Source organism: Arthrobacter sp. TE12231 (genome assembly GCF_054062895.1).
Genome location: NZ_JBSSFS010000001.1, coordinates 2,102,040 through 2,122,117, shown reverse-complemented (window position 1 = coordinate 2,122,117; position 20,078 = coordinate 2,102,040). Strand labels below are relative to the sequence as shown.

Sequence of the window (20,078 nt, the reverse complement as noted above, 5' to 3'; positions counted from 1 at the left end):
AGGCCGTGCGCCGGGACACGCAGGATTCTCCACCCAGACCAGCCCGCGAAGGTCCATACTTCTCTCAAAGAGAGGGGTCCTGGATTGCGGATTCTGATGGTTGAGGATGAGCGCGCACTTGCGGAAACGGTCCGCCGCGGGCTGAAGAACGAAGGGTTCGTCGTCGACGTCGCCCATGACGGCGTCTCCGGACTCCTGGCAGCGCTCGAGAATCCGTACGATGCGATCCTCCTGGACCTCATGCTGCCGCGGATGAACGGCTATGACGTCCTCAAAGAACTGCGGCAGCGCAAAGTCTGGGCTCCCGTCCTGATGCTCACGGCCAAGGATGGCGAATACGACCAGACCGATGCCTTTGACCTGGGAGCGGACGACTATCTCACGAAGCCATTCAGCTTCCTGGTTCTGGTGGCCCGGATCAGGGCGCTGATCCGCCGCGGAGCGCCGGCCCGGCCCGTCGTCATGACGGTGGGCACGCTGACGCTTGATCCTGTTAACCGCAGCGTCCGCCGAGGGGAAACCGTCATCAGCCTCACGGCCAGGGAGTACGGGCTCCTCCAGTACCTGATGCGACGGCACGGCCAGATCGTCTCCAAGGTGGAGATCCTGCAAAACGTCTGGGACCCGGCGTTCGAGGGCGCGGACAACGTTGTGGAGGTCTACGTCAGCTACCTCCGGCGCAAGATCGATGCCCCCTTCGATCTCCACACACTGGCCACCGTGCGCGGCATGGGCTATCTGCTCAAAGCCGACCCGACCCCTGAGTCGTCTCCTGCCATCCGGAGTCGCGGAGACTGAGGGCTGACTCCCCGGCAGGTTCCGGGCTGGGAAGGGCAATCTCAAAACGGCAGAGCCCCGGCGGTGCGTCGGCGGGACGGATGGTCCCGTGATGGGCGGCCACAATCTCCGCCGCGATGGCCAATCCCAGCCCGCTGCCCCCGCCGTCCCGGGAGCGGCTGCCGTCGAGCCGGACAAAGCGTTCGAAGATCCGGTCCCGGTCAGCCTCGGGAATGGGGTCGCCGTCGTTCTCTACCGTGATGACCGCCCGGTCTCCGGTGGTGTGCAGGTCCACGGCGATCCGGGACAGGGCATGGCGATCGGCGTTGTCCAAGACGTTCCGCAGCACCTGGGCCAGCCGGCGGCCGTCGCCGCGGATCCGTGCCGGGACGAGGTCCACTGAAACCTGGTGGCGGCTGGTCGATCGCAGCCGGCGGATCTCCTGGTCCACGACGTCGTCAAGGTCCACGTCCTTTTGTTCCACTTTCAGGCCGCCGTCACTTGCTTTAGCCAGCGTCAGCAGGTCCTCCACGAGGAAGCTCATGCGGTTCGTCTCTTCGGCGAGGACATCTTTCATGTGCAGCCACATCGCCCCGGTGGGGTCTGCCGCCGCGATCTCGATTCCCGCTTTGAGCGTGGCCAACGGGCTGCGCAGTTCGTGGCTGGCGTCCGAGACAAACCGGCGCTGTTCAGTGTCCGAAGCTTCCAGCCGGTCCAGCATCGAGTTCATGGTCAATGCCAGGGCCCGGACTTCATCGTTGGTCGGCGGCACATCGACGCGCCCGTCCAGCCGCCCTGCATTGATACGCGCCACCTGACCCCGGATCCGTTCCACCTGGCGAAGGGAGCGACCCACCAGCAGCCACACGGATGCTGCCACGGTGAGCAGCAGCACCGGCGTGGCTCCCAGCATGAACCACGCCACCGTCGAGATCGTGTCCGCCTGAATCTGTGACGCCTGGGCCACGACCACCGCGTACTTCTCGGAACCGGAACCCGCCCCGACGGTGACGATATGGTAGTTGTCGTTGTCGTCAATGCGGGGCAGGCCCGGGACGTCCTGGATCATGATCTGGCCCGGTCCGGGCCGCTGGGCAGACAGCGGGATGCTGGCGACCACGGGGTCCGAGGCGGCCACGACGATCCCGGCAGCGTCAAGCAACTGGACGAACTGGCCCGCATGTGAGGTACCCACGATATAGGTCCTGGCGTCCTCGATGTCTTGATCCGCCATTTCGGCGATCACGTCCATCGCCTTCTGCCGTGCTGTGGCCTCGGTGGCCCTGCTCAGGGATGTGTTTAGCAACACCAGCAGGACGAGGCCGCCGAGCAAAAGTGCCAAGGCCACAACGCCGACGGCGGCCGCCGTCGATCGCTTTCGTACGCCCCAGCGTGTCGCGCCCCGACGGCTCGCGTCCGGTCCGGAGGTGCCGCGCGGGGCCTGCTTGCTCGGTGCCATGGTCCAAGAATGCGGCACCGTGCGGCTCCGGACAACCAGGGGACAAGCGATCCGGCCACATTGCCGCGCAAGGCGCCGCTCTCAGCTTCTTCTCAGCAGCATGGGGGACAGTAAGAACAGGACCCGGGACACCAGCCACCTCCATAGATTCCGGCCGCATGCTCTCCTCAACCAGCGTGCGGCCGGCCAGGTTTCTTCTACGAGCGCCGCCGCCGGCGGCCCGCCGGACCGGTCGCACCCGCGAAGCGATGTGTGGCGGGCGCGGACCTCACGACCTGGCAGCCACGCGGAGCCAGACAAATTGCCGCGGGTCCAGGACGATTCCGGTGTCGATGCGCACCTTGGCGCCGGTCAGGACGTCGACGGCGTCCCCCGTGAAGCCGGACAGCGTCACCGCTGACACCTCCTGCGGCCCGTCGCTGAAGTTGGCCAGCACCAGAATCAGTGTTTCGGCTCCGGGGCGCTGGTACCCCAGGACGCCCGGATTGTTCGTGGCGAACCCGATCAGCCGGGTGCCGGCGAGTTCCGGCGTCGCGGACCGCGCGGAAACCATCCGGCGCAGCCCCGCGTAGACCGCCCCGGCCGGAGTTTCCGGGTCCGCGCGCAGCGCGTAGTCCGCAGCCGGGTAGTGCGGCCGGTGCACCCACCGGCTGTCCGCTCCATGCCCTGCCTCGAGGTCATACTGGTAGTCATTGAGCTGGCCGACCTCGTCGCCGAGATAGAGCAGCGGGATCCCGCCGGTGCTGAAAGCTACCGAATGGGCCAGCAGGATCCGCTCGACCGCAGCCACTGTTCCGTCCTCAAGCCCGCACAGGGACGCCGTCGTGCCGGAAATCCGGCAGTCGCCGGTGCGGGGGTTGTCCTGGAACGGCACACCGCGGGCGAAGCTTCCGGGAAAGCGGTTGACGTAGAAGGCATTGAGGAAGCGCCGGTGGTCGAAGCCGTTGATGCCGAGTTCAGCTGCGTCTTCATCCGCGAACGTCCAGCCGATGTCGTCGTGGCTGCGGACATAGTTCACCCAGGACGTGCCGGCCGGGAGGTTGTGCCGCCGGTCCAGAGCCTGCGAAAGCAGCGACACGTCGCGGGTGGCCAGTGACTCCCAGATCAGCGCCATCTGGAGGGGATTGTAGGAGAGTTGGCACTCGGCGGGGTCGATGTACCGTGCCACCTCATCGGGGTGGACGATCGCCTCGGATTTGAACAGCAATGACGGCGCGGCCAGCCGGCACACGGCATTGAACGCCTGAAGCAGCGTGTGGGCTTCCGGCAGGTTCTCGCAGGGCGTGCCGAGCTGCTTCCAAATGAAGGCGACGGCGTCCATCCGGAGTATATCCACGCCCTGGTTGGCCAGGAAGAGCATCTCACCGGCCATGGCCCGGAAGACGGCCGGGTTGGCGTAGTTCAGATCCCATTGGAACGTGTGGAAAGTGGCCCAGACCCAGCGCCCGTCCGGCATTTCAATGAAAGATCCGGGGTGGTCGTCCGGGAAGATTTCGCGCACGTTCTGCTCAAACGCGTCCGGCATTGTCCGGTCCGGGTAGATCCAGTAGAAGTCGCTGTACCCCGCCTCACCTTCGGCCGCTTTCCGGGCCCATTCGTGTTCGTCGGAGGTGTGGTTGAAGATGAAATCGACCACCAGGCTGATGCCGTTGGCCCGCAGCTCGGCGGCGAGGTCGCGCAGCTGCTGCATGGTGCCCAGCTTGCGGTTGACCTGCCGGTAACTGGAGACGGCGTAGCCGCCGTCGGAATGCGGTTCGGGTGCCTGGAACAGCGGCATGAGGTGCAGATAGGTGAGGCCGAGTTCCTTGAAGTAGGGGATCCGGGCGCGGACGCCCTCCAGGTCCTCGGCGTACCGGTCGACATAGCAGACGCCGCCGAGCATGGTGTTGGCCTGGAACCAGCCGCTGTTGTGCTCTCGTTCAGCGTCGAGGGCCTTGAGATCGGCCGGCCTCCCGGCCCACGACCGGGCGGACTGCAGCACGAGCTCCGTGAGCTGGTCCAGCCAATCGGGCCGTGCGCCGTAGAGATCCTGGAAGAGCCGGAGCAGTACCGGGAAATGGCGGTCGAAGCGTTCTTCGAAGACGGCCCGGTCCGGGTCCTCCCAGGCGACTCCCGGGTCCGAGGCCAGGACGCTGAGCACATGCTGGCGCGCCTCGTGATCCAAAACGGCCGGTTCAACCATGGAGGGTCTCCTTCGACGAACTGCGGCCCTCGGCGGCGCCACGACATGTCACATCCTTGCAGACGGACGGACCGGTGCCCAAACACAGGGGCCGTGTTTCGGCACGCTCGTGCGACCCCTGCGGAGGTGGCCGCCACGGGCTGGGTCTATAGGCTGGCCAGATGACCGAGCCCGCCGCCCTCCTGCCGACGTTGCTGTGCGTCGGGCTCCTGATGGTGGTCACTGTCGGGCTGCTGGCGGCTGCCCGGATCCCGCACAGCGCCGCGCCCGCGCTGGCCATCCTCCGTGGAGCCGCTCAGCTGGCCGTCATCAGCCTGATACTCGGTGGAATCATCACCAGTCCCGTGTGGGTCGGCGCTGCGCTTCTCGTGATGTTTACGGTGGCAGCGGTGACGGCCGCACGGCGCCTCGGCTGGTCCTGGAGCCGGCTGGGCGTCGTCGGCGGCGCGATGGCCGCCGGCATCCTGGTGACCCTGGCAATCGATTTCGGCACGGGCGCGATCGCCTTCACGCCCCGGTATGCCCTGGCCATCGGAGGGATCGTGATCGGCAACGCGATGACGATTGCCACACTGGCGGGCCGGCATTTCGCCGAGGCAGTGAACGAGCGCTGGGATGAAGTCGAAGCCTGGCTGGCGTTGGGCGCGACGCGGCGCCAATCGACGCTGGAACTGGCCCGGCGTGCGGTCTATTCGGCACTCATCCCATCGACCGACCAGACGAAGACGACCGGCCTGGTCACGCTCCCGGGGGCTTTCGTCGGCGCGATCTTCGGGGGACTGTCACCCTTGGAAGCGGGCCGCTTCCAGATCGTCGTGCTCGCCTCGATCATGGCCGCAGGGTCCATTACCGCCGTCGCCCTCATCCGTGTCCTTGCGCCTGTGAGGGTGCGGCCCGCCCGGCCCCGCTGAAGCATGCCCCGCTGAAGCCCGCGCAGGGGCGTTGTGGTTAGGCCGGCACCCGGATGACCAGCGGGTCCATGGCCTGGCCGTCGGCGTACTGGCCGTCGAACAGTTCCGAGCCCGACTGGGAGATGGCGACGTCGACGCGCTCCCAGACCAGAAATCCCTCCATGTTGCGGGGCGCAGCGGTGCGCAGGGTACCGACATCGGTGCGCTCCTGCCCGCCGCCGTCGCCGGTGCTGATGGAAAGGACCCCGTGCCCGGCCGCGAATTCGACCCAGGGATCCAGCAGCCGGACAAACATCATCCCGTGGTGGCCGGCGACGCGGACGTCGCCGCGGAACCGCAGCACACCCGTGCCGCTGGCGGGATCGTACTCGGCGCCGTCCGGTGCGAAACAGAACTCTCCGGACGCGGTCACGGTGGCGCCGTCCGCCGCGGAAACGGCTCCGTCAGGGAGCCCCGAGATGTAATCCATAAAGCTGCGCTTGATGCCCCAGGTCAGACCCGGCAAGGGCAGCGAAGCGGGGGAAGCGGACGCTGGTATCACGTAGGTTCTCCTGGGCTGTCGGGCGGATCTACGTCCGAGCCTAGCCGTGGATCGGCGCCCGGCTGAACTGTTGCACCGCCAACGGGCCCGGATTCGCCGCATTTCTCTGACGGCGTAGCCACCTCAGGACTACTCCCCGGGCCGCGGTGGTTGACTTGGATGAGTACCGGTGAGCAGGAGGTGCACGATGGCCGCAGCCGTGAGCAGGGTGCCCGGACCTGAAGCGTCCGGACCCGGGGCGTTCGGATCCGAGATGTCCGCGGACCCGCTGGATTCCTATTCCGCAACGGTCATCCGCGTCGCCGCGGCCGTCACGCCGCTTGTCGCAGCGCTCGAAATGACCGGCACCGGGCGCGCCGGCAGGCGCACGGGCGGCGCCGGTTCCGCCGTCCTGTTCACCTCGGACGGGTACCTTCTCACCAACGCCCATGTGGTGGGCGGCGCCGCATCCGGACACGCAGTCTTTGCCGACGGCACGAGCACCGCCGTCGAGGTGGTCGGTGCCGACCCGCTATCCGATCTCGCCGTGGTCCACGGCCGGGCGCCCACGGCGGCGCCGGCCGACATGGGCGACGCCGAATCGCTCCGGGTCGGGCAACTCGTGATCGCCGTGGGCAATCCGCTCGGACTTTCGGGGTCGGTCACGGCCGGGGTGGTCAGCGGGCTTGGCCGGTCCATCCCCGTCTGGTCCGGACGGAACCGGCGCGTAATCGAGGACGTCATCCAGACCGATGCGGCCCTCAACCCCGGCAGCTCCGGAGGGGCGCTGGCCGACGCCCGCGGGCGGATCGTCGGAATCAACACGGCCGTCGCCGGAGTAGGCCTGGGCCTGGCTGTTCCCATCAACGCCACGTCCCGTCGGATCATCGCGTCGCTGCTCAAGGACGGCCGTGTCCGCCGGGCCTATCTTGGCCTGGTGAACACGCCGGTCCAGCTGCAGCCAAGCGCCGTCGTCCGGACAGGCCGCAGACAGGGTTTGCTCGTGGTGGAAGTCCTTCCCGGCTCGCCCGCCGAACGCGCCGGACTCCGCGCCGGCGACATCCTCCTGAAGGTCGGCCAGGTGTCTGTGTCCAACGCTGAGAGCCTACAGAAACTGCTCTTTGCCGAGGCAATCGGCGAGCCGCTGGATCTTGCGGTGCTTCGCGACGGCACTGAGCTGCGTGTGGTTGCCGTACCCGCCGAGATGACCGAGAACCAATAGGGAATAATGCTGCCCTGATCGGGTGGCATTTCACGACGGAATGAGCCGGCTCGAGCCGAAATTCTGCCCCACTGAGGCGTCCCGCGAACTACTTGCCTGCGTTCGACGGAGGCCCGCGGAATTACTTGTTTTGCGCCGGAAACACCTGCCTGCCATCGCGCGGCCTTACTTGGCGGTACTGATGCCTGTACGCGTCTTTCTTCGGCCGAAAGATCGGGTAGCGGCATGCCTTGTTGCGCCCAGCCAGGCGTGTCACGGTGACATTGGAAAGCCGGAGGGAACAGAGTCTCAGTACGGCCTGGTCTCGATGTTGATCCGGCTCTTCGCAGACGATTGAGTTCGTTTTATCTGGGGAAATCGGAGAGCATCGTGGAAAGCCTAACGGGACCAACACCCTCCATTTCGGTCCGATTGTTCGGATCATTCGAAGTACGCCGTGACGGCGTAGCGCTCACGGCCGCCGACATGGGGGGCTGCAAGCCCCGCCACATACTGGAAATCCTCCTCCTGAACCTCGGAACGCCCGTGTCTAAAACCCGCCTGATCGATCTTCTCTGGGGCGCGGCAGCCAGCGACGGTTCCGTGGCCACACTGGAGAGCTACATCAGCGGCATACGGCGTGCCATCCAGCCCGGCCAGACCAAGACCGGTCCGCTCCGCACCGCCAACAGCGGCTACGTCCTGGATCCCACACTGGTGGATCTGGACCTGTTCCGGTTCCGTGGACTGGTCCGCGACGCCGGAGAGCTGCCTCCTGACGAGGCGTATCCGCTGCTGCTCGAGGCCCTCGACATTTGTGCCGAGCCCCTGCTGGGGTTCGAACTTGCCTCCGATTGGGCAGAGGAGGCGCGCAGCCGCCATGCGGCAGAAAAAGTCGCGCTGCAAATCTTTGCCGCAGAAACGGCCGCCTCGCTGGACAAGCCGGACGACGCCGTGAACCTGGTCCAGGCGGCCATCCGTGCCGAGCCGCTCAACGAACGGGCCTGGACGGTGCTGGTGACGTCCTATGAGCAGGCCGGCCTGCCCGCCGAAGGACTCGCGGCGTACGACCGCTGCCGCCGCCTCTTCGACCGCGACCTCGGCTGCGCGCCGGGCCCTGCGTTGCAGGAGGCTCATCTGAGGCTCCTGCGGCAGCGCGCCGAAAGCAACTCCGAGCTCTCGGAGGTACTGGCGGCCCTGCTTTTTCTGGGCGAGCGGCTGAACGGGCCCAAGGGCCGGCAACTGCCGCCGGCGGAGTCGCGGCGCATGCATGAGAACGCCGGACGGGTGCTCGATTCCTTTCTCCAGCGCGTCCGGGCCGCGGTCTAACTCCTTGACGAGGGACGCCCCGGGGCGCCCGGACGCGCCATATTTTGCGCACCCGCGGCCGCCGCAACCGGGGCGGGGCGTTAGCTTGGTCACGTGGCCGTGATTCTCGAGAAATCCGGCCGTGCCGGGCGTCATACTGGGAAGGTCCCTGGCGGGCAGTCCGACCGCCGGGTGTGAGGAGGGCCCATGGAAACCTTGAAGAACGTCGTCACGAACGAGTACTTCCCCGCTGCGGCAGTGCTGTCCGGGGTCATCCTGTTCTGGGTCCTTGGCCTTTTCGGCGGACTGTCCCTCCTAAGTACCCGCCAGTCTCCGGTGACCACCCTGACCTGGCTGCTGTTCGTCTACGCCGCAGCGGTACTGTCGCCCCTCGCGGGGCTCGTCGCCGCCGTCGATCTCGTCCGCCGTTGGCTGCGGAACCGGCAGGCACGCGAGGCGGAATCCGCCTAGCCGGCACTCCCCGGCAACACGGCCCCGACCGTACAGCGGTAGCGCGGCCGGCGCCGCTCCCTACTCGAAGCGGGAAGCGTCGCCCATGCCGCGGCGGACGACTTCGGCGACACCACTTGAGAAGTCGATGACCGTGGTCGGCTCGGCCCCGCAGTCGCCGGAATCGATCACGGCGTCTACGACGTGATCCAGCCGCTCCTTAATCTCCCACCCCTGCGTCAGCGGCTCGTCCTCATCCGGGAGCAGCAGCGTGCTGGACAGCAGCGGCTCGCCGAGCTCGGCCAGCAGTGCCTGGACCACGGGGTGGTCGGGGATGCGCACGCCGACCGTCTTCTTCTTCGGGTGCAACAGGCGTTTGGGGACCTCCCGGGTGGCGGGGAGGATGAACGTGTAGCTGCCTGGCGTGACGGCCTTGATACTGCGGAAGACGTCGTTGTCGATCTGGACAAACTGGCCCAACTGCGCGAAGTCCTTGCAGACCAAGGTGAAGTGGTGTTTGTTATCGAGGTGGCGGATGTTCCTGATCCGGTCCAGGGCTTCCCGGTTACCCAGTTGGGCGCCCAGGGCATAGCAGGAATCGGTGGGATAGGCGATCAGGCCGCCGGAGCGCAGGATTTCCACCGCCTGGCTGATGGAGCGCGCCTGGGGGTTGTCGGGGTGCACATCGAAGTATCTCGCCATGGGTCGAGCTTACGCCCGACGGCGGCCTGGGTGCTGACGCAACGGTCCGATACGCGTGTCCGGCCGCCCCCGCCGTCGTGAAGTTTCGGTTTTCCGCACCGATTTCGGGCGCCCGCTGCGTGGATCCGCGTAGCGGCTGCCCCTTGTCGTAGCGGAAACCGGTGCTACGTCTGCGGGAGGCTTTCCGCCGGCCGGGGCAGCGCTTCGGTGGGTCTGCCGTCGTGCTTACCGGGGCGGGTGGAGTTTGTCCGTAGACAGGGCTGTCTGATAAGTTCTCATCGCCCCCTAGACAGTTCTGTCTACCATCGGGACCGGAATCAGCTTCGAAGGACCCGGCGCGAGTGATGTCTGGTCTCCGGCAAGACCTGAAAGTAGAAGAAAATTTCCATGACGCCCCAGCGCACGCTCGTCCTTGTTGCCCACCCTGACCTTGAAAGCTCGCGGATCACCGCGCACCTCACCAGAGCCATCATGGACATGGACAACGTGACCGTCCATGATCTTTGTGCCACATACCCGGACCGCCGGATCGATGCTGTCCGCGAGCAGGACCTGCTGCGCGGGCACGACACCATCGTCTGGCAATTCCCGTGGCACTGGTACTCCGTGCCCGGGGTTCTGAAGGAGTGGATGGATCAGGTGCTCACGTACGGCTTCGCCTACGGGGCAGGAGGCGACGCCCTCCGCGGAAAGCGGCTCCAGCTGGTGCTTTCGACCGGCGGCCCGGAAGCGTCCTATGCTCCGGCAGGGCACAACCGCTTCACGATGGATGAGCTCCTGCGCCCTCTTGACGCCACTGCGCACCTCTGCGGACTGGACATGGCCCAGCCGCTCATCCTGCACTCAGCGCCCCGCGTGGATGCCGATGAGCTTCAGCGGCACGCTGACCGGTACCGCGAACTACTGGCTCCAGTGGCGGCAGCCACCGGTCGCTGACCAGCCACAGGCCCAAGCCATACAGCGGCGAGGTGCGGGCCGCCCCTCAGGCGGCCAAGGCGGCGAGCATGAGCGCAAGCGCCCCGGCGGCCACGATTTCCACGGCCGTGTCGGCGACGTTCCGGAACCGGGGACAACGAGCACCCCGCAGCGCGCCGCCGCGGCTGCACAGGGCCGCGGCCACGGACGTGCCACCGGTTCGCGGCCAGAGCTGGAGGAGCAGCCGAAAGGTCCACGCCACGGTGGCGAGCCCAAAGAATACGGCCAAGCCAAAAGTCACAGCCGGCACCAGGGATAGCTGATCGCCCCACCCGGGGAGCCGTGCCGTCAGCGGCCCGGCCGCCGCAGCGCCGTGGTGTGCCGGGGCCACGGGAAACGGTGCCGGCGGGCCCGCTTCGGACTGAGGGACGGCCCCGAGGTCGCCGGCGGCCAGCATGAAGGCCATCGCGGCCATGGCCGCAGCATCGTAGAGGGGCTTCGCCCGGCCAGCAACTGGCCGGTCACCAACGTGCTTGCCGGCAACGGCCCGGCCACGGACCGGCGGGCCGTCCCGTGGGGGCGTCCGGTACGAGACGGCCTGCACTACGAACCACCAGGAGCCCAGAACAAATAGGAGAACCTGCGGCAGGAGGGGCCACTGCCCGCGCGGCAGGAACATCAGCGCCATCGCCGCCATCATGAGGGAATGCAGCGCCAACCCGACCCGACCTGCCGCTCCGGAAGCGGCCACGGCCCGGCAGGCCGAGTACAGCGTTGCCGCCAGGAGAAGTACCGCCATTGTCCAGCGCACGGCCTCGTCCGCAGTCACGTCGGCGGTCACGACTGCTCGTCGTGATGAATCCGTTCGCCAAGATGCCGCAATGGCTCCCCGCTGCCGTTCCACTGCAGGGCGATGAACTCCGCGGCAATGGACACGGCCGTTTCCTCGGGCGTGCGGGCGCCCAGATCAAGGCCCACCGGGCTGTGGAGCCTGGATAGCTCGTCGTCGCCCAGTCCCGCCTCCCGCAGCCGTGCCAACCTGTCCTCATGAGTGCGGCGGGAGCCCATGGCGCCGATAAACGCCACGGGGCTGCTGCGCAGGGCCACCTCAAGGACGGGGATGTCGAACTTTGGGTCGTGGGTGAGGACGCACAGCACGGTCCTGGCATCCAGCAGGCCTTGGGCGAACTGGTCGCTCAGATAGCGGTGCGGCCACGCATTGACCACCTCGGCGGCGTCGGGAAATCTCGCCGGCGTGGCAAAGACCGGCCGGGCATCGCACACCGTCACCCGGTAGCCCAGGAAGGCGCCCAGGCGGGCCAGCGCGGCGGCGAAGTCGATCGCGCCAAAGACGATCATGCGAGGCGGTGGAGCATAGCTGGCGAAGAAGACACGCATACCGGTGTCCAGCCGTTCGCCGTCGACGCCGTAGTTCAGGATGCCTGTGCGCCCGGCGGCGAGGAGGCCCTGGGTGTCGTCGCCCACGGCGTGGTTGGTTCGCTCCGAACCCAGATCACCTTCACACCCTCCCGGCCGGACGATCAGGTGCCGTCCCACCCGCGTGGCATCGGGGTGTTCGATGACCGTGGCGACCCCTACCCGGCGCCCGGCGGCGATGTCCTGTGCCACTTCGTTGAGTTCGGGGAAGCGGTGCCGGGAAACAGGTTCGACAAAGATGTCGATGATCCCGCCGCAGGTCAGGCCCACCGCGTAGGCATCGTCGTCGCTGATCCCGTAGCGCACCAGGGCAGGCTCGCCGTCGTCCTTCACCTGGCTGGCCAGCTCGTAGACGGCCCCCTCGACGCAGCCGCCGGAGACGGAGCCCACGGCGTCGCCGCCGGCCGTTACCAGCATCGCCGCCCCCGGGAGCCTGGGTGCTGACTTGAACGTGCTCACGACGGTGGCCAGGCCCGAGGTGGCGCCGCTCAGCCAGTCGGGCAACATGGCCGCCAGGACATCGCGCATCGGCCCTCCTCAGAGCCTGCCGCACAGGCGGAGCATCCGGAACGCAGACCGCCGCCCGGCCCAGTAAGCAATGCACGCCACCACGGCGACGACGCCGAGGACTTTCACCGGGCTGGAAAGCTGATCGGCCGCGATTCCCTTGGCCAGGCTCAACGCATCCAGGCTGCCGGCCGGCGCGGCACCGGTGGGGGCGCCCGCCATGGCCGGCGCCGCCGCAGTTGGAGCACCCGCCGTCGTGCCTGCAAGGGGGGCAGAAACCGCAGCCGACGCCGGGACCGGCTCGGGGACGGCCTGCGCTGCGGGCGCCGGGGCAGACGACGCCTCCGGGCCCTGTTCCGGGACAGGGGGCGCCCCCTCGGCCAGCATCGTCTGCAGGTTGTTCGCGAAGAGGGCCATCATCTGCTCCGTGACGCTGCCGATGACGCCCTTGCCCATGGCGGCGGCCTTGCCGGACAGCGTCAGGTCCGCGCTGACGGCCCCTCGTGTGGCATCCCCTTCTTGTGTGAGCGTCAGGGTCACGGTCGCCTCGGCGGTGCCCTGTCCGCGGGTCTCCTGTGCCTTGCCGCCGAGCACGGCACGGTGGTCGGCCGCGTTGCGTTCGATGACGTTCAGCAGGCCTTTGTACTGCATTGAGACGGGGCCGAGCTTGACGCTCATGCCCACCTGGTAGGCGTCGTCGGAGAGCTTGTTCAGGATTCTGGCCCCGGGAAGGCACCCGGCCACCCGTTCAAAGTCCATCAGCGTGTCCCACACCGTGTCGATCGGGGCGACCACCGAGAAAGTGCTGTCTATCTGCATGAGTTCCCTCTTCCCTTGAGTGATGCCTGGCCGTCGCCGCGGATTGCGGCCGCCACCTCTGCCAGCGCCGTGTAGCTGTGTCCGCTGACGAATTCGTCGCAGTACGGCAGGGCCGCGGCCATTCCGCCCACCAGCGGCTGGTACTGCGGCGCTGCCTTGCGTGGATTGACCCAGATGATCCGGTACGCCAGGCGCCGCAGCCGCGCCATCTGGGCCGCGACCTGTTCGGGGTCCTCCTGCGCCCAGCCGTCCGAGAAGATCACCACCACCGCGCCGCGGGCCAGGCCGCGGCGGCCGTGCTCGTCGACGAAGTGCCGGATGCTGTCGGCGATCCGCGTTCCGCCGGCCCAGTCCGGGGCGGCCGTGGCGGCCCGGGCCAGGGCCTCGTCGGGATCGCGGAGCGCCAGTTGCCGGGTCAGGCGTGTCAGCCGGGTGGAAAACACGAAGGCCTCGGCGCCGGCACCTGCCACGGCCCCCTGCAGCAGCGAGACGAAAATCCGCGCATACGGTTCCATGGATCCGGAGACGTCGCACAGCATCACCAGCTTGCGGCGCTGCGGGCGGCGCCGGGCATACAACAAGCGGGTGGTGTCAGTGCCCGAGCGCCGGGCCGCACGGACCGTGGCGCGGACGTCCAGCCGGGCGCTGCTGTGGGCGGACTTCCGGGCGCGGCGGCTCAGGCGCGTCGGGGTGGCGAGCAGCAGCCGGGACGCCAGCCGCCTGATCTCCACGACTTCCTCCTCCGTCAGCTGAGCGAAGGACGCTTCGTGCAGCCGCTCCTCGGGGGAGGCCATAGCCAGCACGGCATCCCGCTCCGGGGCGTTGCCGTCTTGGCCGGCGTCCGGTCCCGCGGAGGCAATCGCCGGCGCCGGGCGCGGGGGAGCAGGCGCGTAGCCGGGCGCACGGCCCTCGGCCGGAGACGGGCGGGTGCGGGTCTCCTCAGGGGCCCCGGCCGGAGCCACGGCCGGAGCCACGGCGCGGGCGGGATGCCCGGAGGGGTCGAAGCCGCCGCGGAACACCGCGGAAAAGACGGCGTCGAAGACCGGCAGCTGCTCGCGGGCTGACACCAGCACCACCCGGGACGCCCAATACAGCTTTTCTGCGTCGCCGGGAGGGATCAGGCGGAGTGCCTCGGCCAGCCGGACTGCCCGGTCCGGTGAGCACGCGAGCCCGGCCCGGCGCAGGGCGGTGACGAAGGCCGCCGACAGGGCCGCCGCTTCTACCGTGGGGGGCGCAGCGCGCATATCCTGCGGGGTCCCGGCCGCCAAGGCGCTCACCCGCCCGTGCCGGCCACGAGCCAGTCGGCCCCCCGGGCACCGACCAGTTCGAGGTCATCACGGTTCTTGACGATGGAGCCGAGGGTCTGTTCCGCCGTCGTGGCGTCGATGCGATCAATGCCGAGCACTGCCAGGGCCGAGACCCAGTCAATCGCCTCGGAAATGCCGGGCGGCTTGGCCAGGTCCAGGGTGCGCAGCCGGGTAATGACGGCGGCTGCCTGGAGGGCCAGGGGGCCGCTGCTGGCCGGCACCCTGCGGCGGACGATCTCCGCGATCCGCTCCGGTCCGGGGTAGTCGATCCAGTGATAGAGGCAGCGCCGGGTCAGGGCGTCGTGAAGGTCCCGCGTACGGTTGGACGTGAGGATCACGATCGGCGGATGGGTGGCCCGAATAGTGCCCAGCTCCGGGATGGTGACGGCGGCCTCGGCGAGCAGTTCGAACGTGAAGGCTTCGAACTCGGCGTCGGCGCGGTCGATTTCGTCCAGCAACAGTACGGCCGGGCGCGGACCGGGGTGTTCGATCGCCTGCAGGAGCGGGCGCCGCAGCAGGTACTCCGGGGCGAAGAGGTCTGTTTCGGTGACGGAGGCGTCCCGGACCTCGGCCAGCCGGATGCCAAGCAGCTGGCGCTGGTGGTTCCACTCATAGAGGGCCTCACCGGCGTCGATTCCCTCGTAGCATTGCAGCCGGTACAGCGGGGTGTCGAGGAGCTCGGCGAGCGCTTTTGCCGCCTCCGTCTTCCCGACTCCGGCCTCGCCTTCCAGCAGGATGGGCTGCGGCAGGCGGACAGCCAGGAACAGGGCGGTCGCCAGCCCGACGTCGGCCAGGTAGTTGTTGCGGTCCAGGGCTGCCATCAGTGACGGGACATCCGGGACCCGGCGTTGCACGTCTTCCTCCGCGCCGGCCCGCGCCGCCGCCGTCATACAGCCTCCCGCAGCCGGCCAAGGAGCCGCCTGTAGTCTTCCTCGGTGTCCACATCCAGAGGGACAGGGCCGGGCGTGCGGACCTCGACGACGTCGTCCGCCCGCTGTTCGAGGAGCTTCCAGACCGCTTTGTCCCCGTGGAGGGCGGCCAGGGCCGGAATCAGGCGACGGGCAAATGCCATCGGGTGGCCCACGCCGTCGTCGTAGCGGCAGACCGCGATCCCGGCAGGGACGGGAGAGCGGGCAGGGATGGCCGAGACAGCGGGGCCGGCAGGGCCGCCGCTGGCGGCAACCGGAGCAGCGCCGGAACCCGCCTGCCGGAGGGCGCCGAGTACGGCCCGGACACTGGCGGCCCGGACGCCGGGCTGGTCACCGAGCAGCAGGACCACGGCATCGGTCTCCGGGTCCACGGCGGCGAGGGCGGTGGCGATCGAGGACGCGCACCCTTCGCCGAAGTCCGGGTTGAGCACCACCTCGCAGCCGCTCGTGTCCACGGTGCGCTGCACCTCTTCCGCCGCGCCACCCAGCGCCAGGACCGTCTGGCTGAAAGTGCAGGCCCTGGCGGTCGCCAGGACCGCATCGAGCAGGACGCCCGTGCCGTAGGGAAGGAGCTGCTTGGGCCGGCCGAGGCGCCGGGAGGCTCCCGCGGCCAGGATGATGCCGGCGGTCCTGGGCTCGAGGCTTGCCGCCGCCCTCAGCGGCTCAGGTTGCGGGGGCATGTCAGGTTGCGAGGGCATAGCGCTCCGGATCTTTGCGGAAGGCCGCCCGGCAGCCGGGGGAGCAGAAGTACACGGTGACCCCGTTGTAGTCCAGGTGAAGGGACGATTCGACGGCCGGGACGGTCATGCCGCAGACCGGATCAACGGCGCTCGCAGGCCCCGACTCGGTGGGCGCCGGCTCGGTGGGCGCCGCCGGGACCCCGGGCTGCGCCGCGGCGTCAGCCATGGGCGCCGCCGGGACCCCGGGCTGCGCCGCGGCGTCAGCCATGGGCGCCGCAGCGTGCCGGGCCTTGGACCGCTCCCCGACCAGCTGGGCAAGAATGGACAGCGCGATCTCCCCGGGCGTCCGGGCGCCGAGCTGCAGCCCGGCGGGTGTGAACACCCGGGCACGCAGGGCGTCGTCGACGTCGAGGGATTCCAGTACCGCGGCGCCGCGGGTCCCGCTGGCCACCAGGGCTACGTAGGGGACTCCGGCGCGCAGTGCGGTCTCCAGGGCACCCTCCTCCGCCTTTCCGTGCGAGGCGACAATCAATGCCGCGTCATCCCCGCGGGGTTCCGCCGATTCGCCGTCCGTGAGTTCGACGTCGAGGCCGACGCCGGAGCCGAGCGAAGCGAGGGCCTGCGCCACCGGCGCCGTGCCCACCACCAGGACCCGGGGCGCCGGAATCCGCGGCTGGAGGAAGATCTCGATCGCGCCGCCGCTGAGGCACGGATTTGAGACCTCGACGGCGCCCTCCTCCGCCATGCGCGACGGCTCGCCGGGCAGCACCCGCAACAGGAGCGGTTCCTGGGAGGCCAGAACCTGCAGGCTGTACTCGCGCACCGACGCCTCGACGCAGTTCCCGCCCACGAAACCCAGGATTTCGCCCGTGGGCAGCACGAGGGCCGTGTCCCCGGCATGGGCACTCGTGGGGTGCTGGGCGCGGACCACCAGGGCGTGGACGAACGGCTCGCGTCGGCCGGCGAGTTCTTCCGCCCTGGCGGCCAGGGACTCTGCGGTGGCGGGCATCAGATCGGCGGCCTTGCCCGGCCCTGCATGGCAGCCCAGACGCGGGCCGGCGTGCAGGGCATGTCCATGTGCGTGACGCCGTAGGGCGCGAGCGCGTCCACGACGGCGTTGACGATCGCCGGCGGCGAGCCGACGGTGGCAGACTCGCCGATGCCCTTCGCACCGATCGGGTGATGCGGTGAGGGGGTGACGGTGAAACCGGTCTCCCAGTCCGGTACTTCCATCGCCGTGGGGATCAGGTAGTCCATGAACGACCCGCCCAGGCAGTTGCCGTCGGCGTCGAACTCGATGATCTCCATGAGGGCCATGCCCACGCCGTCGGTCAGTCCGCCGTGGACCTGGCCTTCGATGATCATCGGGTTGATGCGGGTGCCGCAGTCATCAACCGCGATGAAGCGTCGCACCTTGACGTGCCCGGTGCCGGAGTCGACATCGACGACGCAGATGTAGGCCCCGAACGGGAAGGTGAGGTTGGGCGGGTCGTAGGTGACTTCGGCGTCGAGGTTGCCGTCTACGCCCTCGGGCAGGGCCACGGTGCCGTGGGCCCCCATGGCGATTTCGGCGATCGTCTTGCCAACGCTGGGGTCGCCCTTGACAAACCACCGGCCCTTCTCCCACTCGAGGTCCTCGGGGCGGGTCTCCAGCATGGCCCCGGCGATCAGCTTTGCCTTCTCGCGCACCTTCCGGGCCACCAGGGCGACGGCGCCGCCGCTGACCGGCGTCGAACGGCTGCCGTAGGTGCCGAGGCCGAACGGGGTCTGGTCGGTGTCCCCGTGCACGACGTCGATGTCCTCCGGCGGGATCCCGAGTTCCTCGGCCACGATCTGGGCGAAGGTGGTCTCGTGGCCCTGGCCCTGGCTTTGCACCGAGAGCCTGACCACGGCCTTGCCGGTGGGGTGGACGCGGAGTTCGGCGCCGTCGGCCATGCCGAGGCCCACGATGTCGAAGTGCTTGCGGGGGCCGGCTCCCACGACTTCGGTGAAGAAGGAGACGCCGATGCCCATCAGTTCCCCGCGCTCGCGCTTTGCGGCCTGCTCGCGCCGGAGGTCCTCGTACCCGGCGAGCTGCATCGAGAGCCGCATGGCGGCCTCGTAGTTGCCCGAGTCGTACACCCAGCCGGTCTTGTTGGCATAGGGGAACTGCTCCGGCTTGATGAAGTTCTTCAGCCGCAGCTCCGCCGGATCCATCTCCAGCTTGCGGGCCAGGATGTCCACCATCCGCTCTACCAGATACACGGCCTCGGTGACGCGGAACGAACAGGCGTATGCGACTCCGCCGGGCGCCTTATTGGTGTAGACGCCGGTGACGGAGCAGTGGGCGGCCTGCAGGTCGTAGCTGCCGGTGAAGATGGAGAAGAAGCCCGCCGGGGTCTTGGTGGGCTGGGCGGTGGCGTTGAACGCGCCGTGGTCGGCCAGCACGTGGGTGCGCAGGCCAAGGATCTTGCCGTCCTTGGTCGCGGCGATCTCGCCCTGCATGATGTAGTCCCGCGCGAACGAGGTCGACATCAGGTTCTCGGAGCGGTCCTCCACCCATTTGACCGGGTGGCCGGTGACGATGGAGCCGACGACGGCGAGGATGTAGCCGGGATAGATCCCGACCTTGTTGCCGAAGCCGCCGCCGATATCGGGGGAGACGATCCGGATCTTGTGTTCGGGGATGCCGGCGACGATCGCGAACAGGGTGCGGTGCGCGTGCGGGGCCTGGGTGGTCTCGTAGAGCGTCAACTTGCCGCTAACGGCGTCGAAATCGGCGACGGCGCCGCATGTCTCCATCGGTGCGGGGTGGACCCGCGGGTACACCATCTCCTGGCTCACCACGACGTCGGCGCTGGCGAACACCGCGTCGGTTTCGGCTTTGTCGCCCATCTCCCAGTCGAAGATCCGGTTGTCCGTCCGGCCCTCGATTTCGTCGCGGATCACCGGCGCGTCCGGGTCCAGCGCCTTGCGGGCGTCCACCAGCGGGGGAAGGACGTCGTACTCGACCTCGATCAGTTCGAGCGCGTCCCGGGCGGCGTACCGGTCCTCGGCCACGACGAACGCGACCTCCTGCCCCTGGAACCGGACTTTGTCGGTGACCAGGACAGCCTGGACATCCGCGGAGAGCGTCGGCGCCCACGCGAGGTTCAGGCCCAGGAGGTCCTTGCCCGTGATGACGGCCACCACCTTCGGATGCGCCAGGGCATTGGTGGTGTCGATGGACACGAGCCGGGCGTGCGCCACCGGGGCCCGCAGGATGGCGCCGTGCAGCATTCCCGGCAGCACGATGTCGTCAACGTAGTGGCCTTTGCCGCGCACAAAGCGCGGGTCTTCCTTGCGTTGGATGCGCCCGTAGCCGATCGGACGGTCTTCGTCGCCGGCGGCCGGGTTTGACGGCCGGTCATGGATGACGGTCATGCCTTCACCTCTGTGGCTGTGTTTGCTGTGTCTGCCGCGACATCCGGGACGGCGGTGTCTGTGCCGTCCAGGACTTCCTCGGCCGTCGGTGCGTCCTCCGGGCCTGGCCCCGCCGGATGGGCGGCGGCCCATTGGACCGAGCGCACGATCGTCGCGTAGCCCGTACACCGGCAGATCTGCCCGGAAATGGCCTGCCGGATCTCAGTGTCGTCAGGGTGCGGATTCTTATCAAGGAGTGCCCGGGCCGTCAGCATCATCCCCGGGGTGCAGAAGCCGCACTGCAGCCCGTGCTCCTCCATGAAGCCTTGCTGCACGGGGTCCAGGGTGCCGCCGGCGGCCAGCCCCTCGACGGTGCGGATGTCGTGGCCCGCGGCCATGGCGGCCAGGACGGTGCAGGACTTCACGGGCTGCCCGTCCATCAGGACCACGCAGGTCCCGCAGTTGCTGGTGTCGCAGCCCCAATGCGTACCGGTGAGGCCCAGGACCTCGCGGATGTAGTGGACCAGCAGCACGCGGGGCTCAATCTCGCTCGTGACGTCGCTGCCGTTAACGGTCATGCTGATCTGCATCGG

19 protein-coding genes are annotated in these 20,078 nt (G+C 68.6%); 6 read left to right on the top strand and 13 right to left on the bottom strand.

Annotated elements, in window-relative coordinates; all coding sequences use genetic code 11:
* Positions 1 to 84: 84 nt before the first annotated feature.
* A complete protein-coding gene (locus ACVWYS_RS09610) occupies positions 85 to 798 on the top strand; it encodes a response regulator transcription factor (protein WP_456506576.1) in 714 nt (237 codons plus the stop codon).
* Here the strand turns inward: ACVWYS_RS09610 and ACVWYS_RS09605 are convergent.
* Together ACVWYS_RS09605 and ACVWYS_RS09600 are read right to left on the bottom strand one after the other, a co-directional pair.
* A complete protein-coding gene (locus tag ACVWYS_RS09605) occupies positions 743 to 2,236 on the bottom strand; it encodes a sensor histidine kinase (protein WP_456509642.1) in 1,494 nt (497 codons plus the stop codon). The two genes, ACVWYS_RS09610 and ACVWYS_RS09605, sit on opposite strands and share 56 nt — an antisense overlap.
* Before the next feature lie 268 nt (positions 2,237 to 2,504).
* Complete coding sequence (locus ACVWYS_RS09600) at positions 2,505 to 4,418, bottom strand: amylosucrase (RefSeq protein WP_456509641.1); 1,914 nt, start codon at positions 4,416 to 4,418, stop codon at positions 2,505 to 2,507.
* A gap of 161 nt (positions 4,419 to 4,579) precedes the next feature.
* On the opposite strand from ACVWYS_RS09600, the gene ACVWYS_RS09595 reads away from it, so the two are divergent.
* On the top strand, positions 4,580 to 5,329 hold the full coding sequence (locus ACVWYS_RS09595; protein WP_344367798.1) for an ABC transporter permease: 750 nt from the start codon (positions 4,580 to 4,582) through the stop codon (positions 5,327 to 5,329).
* Between the two features lie 37 nt (positions 5,330 to 5,366).
* Here the strand turns inward: ACVWYS_RS09595 and ACVWYS_RS09590 are convergent, their stop codons facing one another.
* On the bottom strand, positions 5,367 to 5,972 hold the full coding sequence (locus ACVWYS_RS09590; RefSeq protein ID WP_456509640.1) for an HtaA domain-containing protein: 606 nt from the start codon (positions 5,970 to 5,972) through the stop codon (positions 5,367 to 5,369).
* 151 nt (positions 5,973 to 6,123) lie between these two features.
* Between ACVWYS_RS09590 and ACVWYS_RS09585 the strand changes: the two genes are divergently transcribed.
* The 3 genes from ACVWYS_RS09585 (at position 6,124) to ACVWYS_RS09575 (ending at position 8,829) form a co-directional block, all read left to right on the top strand.
* The gene (locus ACVWYS_RS09585; RefSeq protein ID WP_344368089.1) at positions 6,124 to 7,071 is read left to right on the top strand and encodes a S1C family serine protease; all 948 of its coding nucleotides are present in this window, start codon (positions 6,124 to 6,126) and stop codon (positions 7,069 to 7,071) included.
* A gap of 465 nt (positions 7,072 to 7,536) precedes the next feature.
* Positions 7,537 to 8,379 (top strand): AfsR/SARP family transcriptional regulator, encoded by an 843-nt coding sequence (locus ACVWYS_RS09580; RefSeq protein WP_116765917.1) that lies wholly within the window; start codon positions 7,537 to 7,539, stop codon positions 8,377 to 8,379.
* Positions 8,380 to 8,565: 186 nt separating this feature from the next.
* Positions 8,566 to 8,829 (top strand): hypothetical protein, encoded by a 264-nt coding sequence (locus ACVWYS_RS09575; RefSeq protein WP_091248003.1) that lies wholly within the window; start codon positions 8,566 to 8,568, stop codon positions 8,827 to 8,829.
* A 60-nt stretch (positions 8,830 to 8,889) separates the two neighbouring features.
* Here the strand turns inward: ACVWYS_RS09575 and ACVWYS_RS09570 are convergent, their stop codons facing one another.
* Positions 8,890 to 9,510 carry an L-threonylcarbamoyladenylate synthase gene (locus ACVWYS_RS09570; protein WP_116765787.1) on the bottom strand — a complete coding sequence of 207 codons (621 nt, stop codon included), beginning with the start codon at positions 9,508 to 9,510 and terminating at the stop codon, positions 8,890 to 8,892.
* A 387-nt stretch (positions 9,511 to 9,897) separates the two neighbouring features.
* Between ACVWYS_RS09570 and ACVWYS_RS09565 the strand changes: the two genes are divergently transcribed.
* Positions 9,898 to 10,446 (top strand): NAD(P)H-dependent oxidoreductase, encoded by a 549-nt coding sequence (locus ACVWYS_RS09565; protein ID WP_456506572.1) that lies wholly within the window; start codon positions 9,898 to 9,900, stop codon positions 10,444 to 10,446.
* A gap of 46 nt (positions 10,447 to 10,492) precedes the next feature.
* Here ACVWYS_RS09565 and ACVWYS_RS09560 read toward each other — a convergent pair whose 3' ends face one another.
* From ACVWYS_RS09560 to ACVWYS_RS09520, 9 genes are read right to left on the bottom strand one after another with little or no spacing between them, the layout of a single operon-like run.
* Positions 10,493 to 11,266, bottom strand: coding sequence for a DUF5134 domain-containing protein (locus ACVWYS_RS09560; RefSeq protein WP_456509639.1), 774 nt, complete (start codon positions 11,264 to 11,266; stop codon positions 10,493 to 10,495).
* Positions 11,263 to 12,390 carry an XdhC family protein gene (locus ACVWYS_RS09555; RefSeq protein WP_456509638.1) on the bottom strand — a complete coding sequence of 376 codons (1,128 nt, stop codon included), beginning with the start codon at positions 12,388 to 12,390 and terminating at the stop codon, positions 11,263 to 11,265. Before ACVWYS_RS09555 ends, ACVWYS_RS09560 begins: the two co-directional genes overlap by 4 nt.
* A 9-nt stretch (positions 12,391 to 12,399) precedes the next feature.
* The gene (locus ACVWYS_RS09550) at positions 12,400 to 13,188 is read right to left on the bottom strand and encodes an SRPBCC family protein (RefSeq protein WP_456509637.1); all 789 of its coding nucleotides are present in this window, start codon (positions 13,186 to 13,188) and stop codon (positions 12,400 to 12,402) included.
* Positions 13,179 to 14,432, bottom strand: coding sequence for a vWA domain-containing protein (locus tag ACVWYS_RS09545; RefSeq protein ID WP_456506568.1), 1,254 nt, complete (start codon positions 14,430 to 14,432; stop codon positions 13,179 to 13,181). Before ACVWYS_RS09545 ends, ACVWYS_RS09550 begins: the two co-directional genes overlap by 10 nt.
* 29 nt (positions 14,433 to 14,461) lie before the next feature.
* A complete protein-coding gene (locus ACVWYS_RS09540) occupies positions 14,462 to 15,385 on the bottom strand; it encodes an AAA family ATPase (RefSeq protein WP_202615770.1) in 924 nt (307 codons plus the stop codon).
* Positions 15,382 to 16,104, bottom strand: a complete 723-nt coding sequence (locus ACVWYS_RS09535) for a nucleotidyltransferase family protein (RefSeq protein ID WP_456506567.1) — start codon at positions 16,102 to 16,104, stop codon at positions 15,382 to 15,384. Before ACVWYS_RS09535 ends, ACVWYS_RS09540 begins: the two co-directional genes overlap by 4 nt.
* A gap of 1 nt (position 16,105) precedes the next feature.
* On the bottom strand, positions 16,106 to 17,113 hold the full coding sequence (locus tag ACVWYS_RS09530) for an XdhC family protein (RefSeq protein WP_456506566.1): 1,008 nt from the start codon (positions 17,111 to 17,113) through the stop codon (positions 16,106 to 16,108).
* The gene (locus ACVWYS_RS09525) at positions 17,113 to 19,506 is read right to left on the bottom strand and encodes an aerobic carbon-monoxide dehydrogenase large subunit (protein ID WP_456506565.1); all 2,394 of its coding nucleotides are present in this window, start codon (positions 19,504 to 19,506) and stop codon (positions 17,113 to 17,115) included. Before ACVWYS_RS09525 ends, ACVWYS_RS09530 begins: the two co-directional genes overlap by 1 nt.
* The gene (locus ACVWYS_RS09520; RefSeq protein ID WP_456506564.1) at positions 19,503 to 20,075 is read right to left on the bottom strand and encodes a (2Fe-2S)-binding protein; all 573 of its coding nucleotides are present in this window, start codon (positions 20,073 to 20,075) and stop codon (positions 19,503 to 19,505) included. Before ACVWYS_RS09520 ends, ACVWYS_RS09525 begins: the two co-directional genes overlap by 4 nt.
* Positions 20,076 to 20,078: the final 3 nt, after the last annotated feature.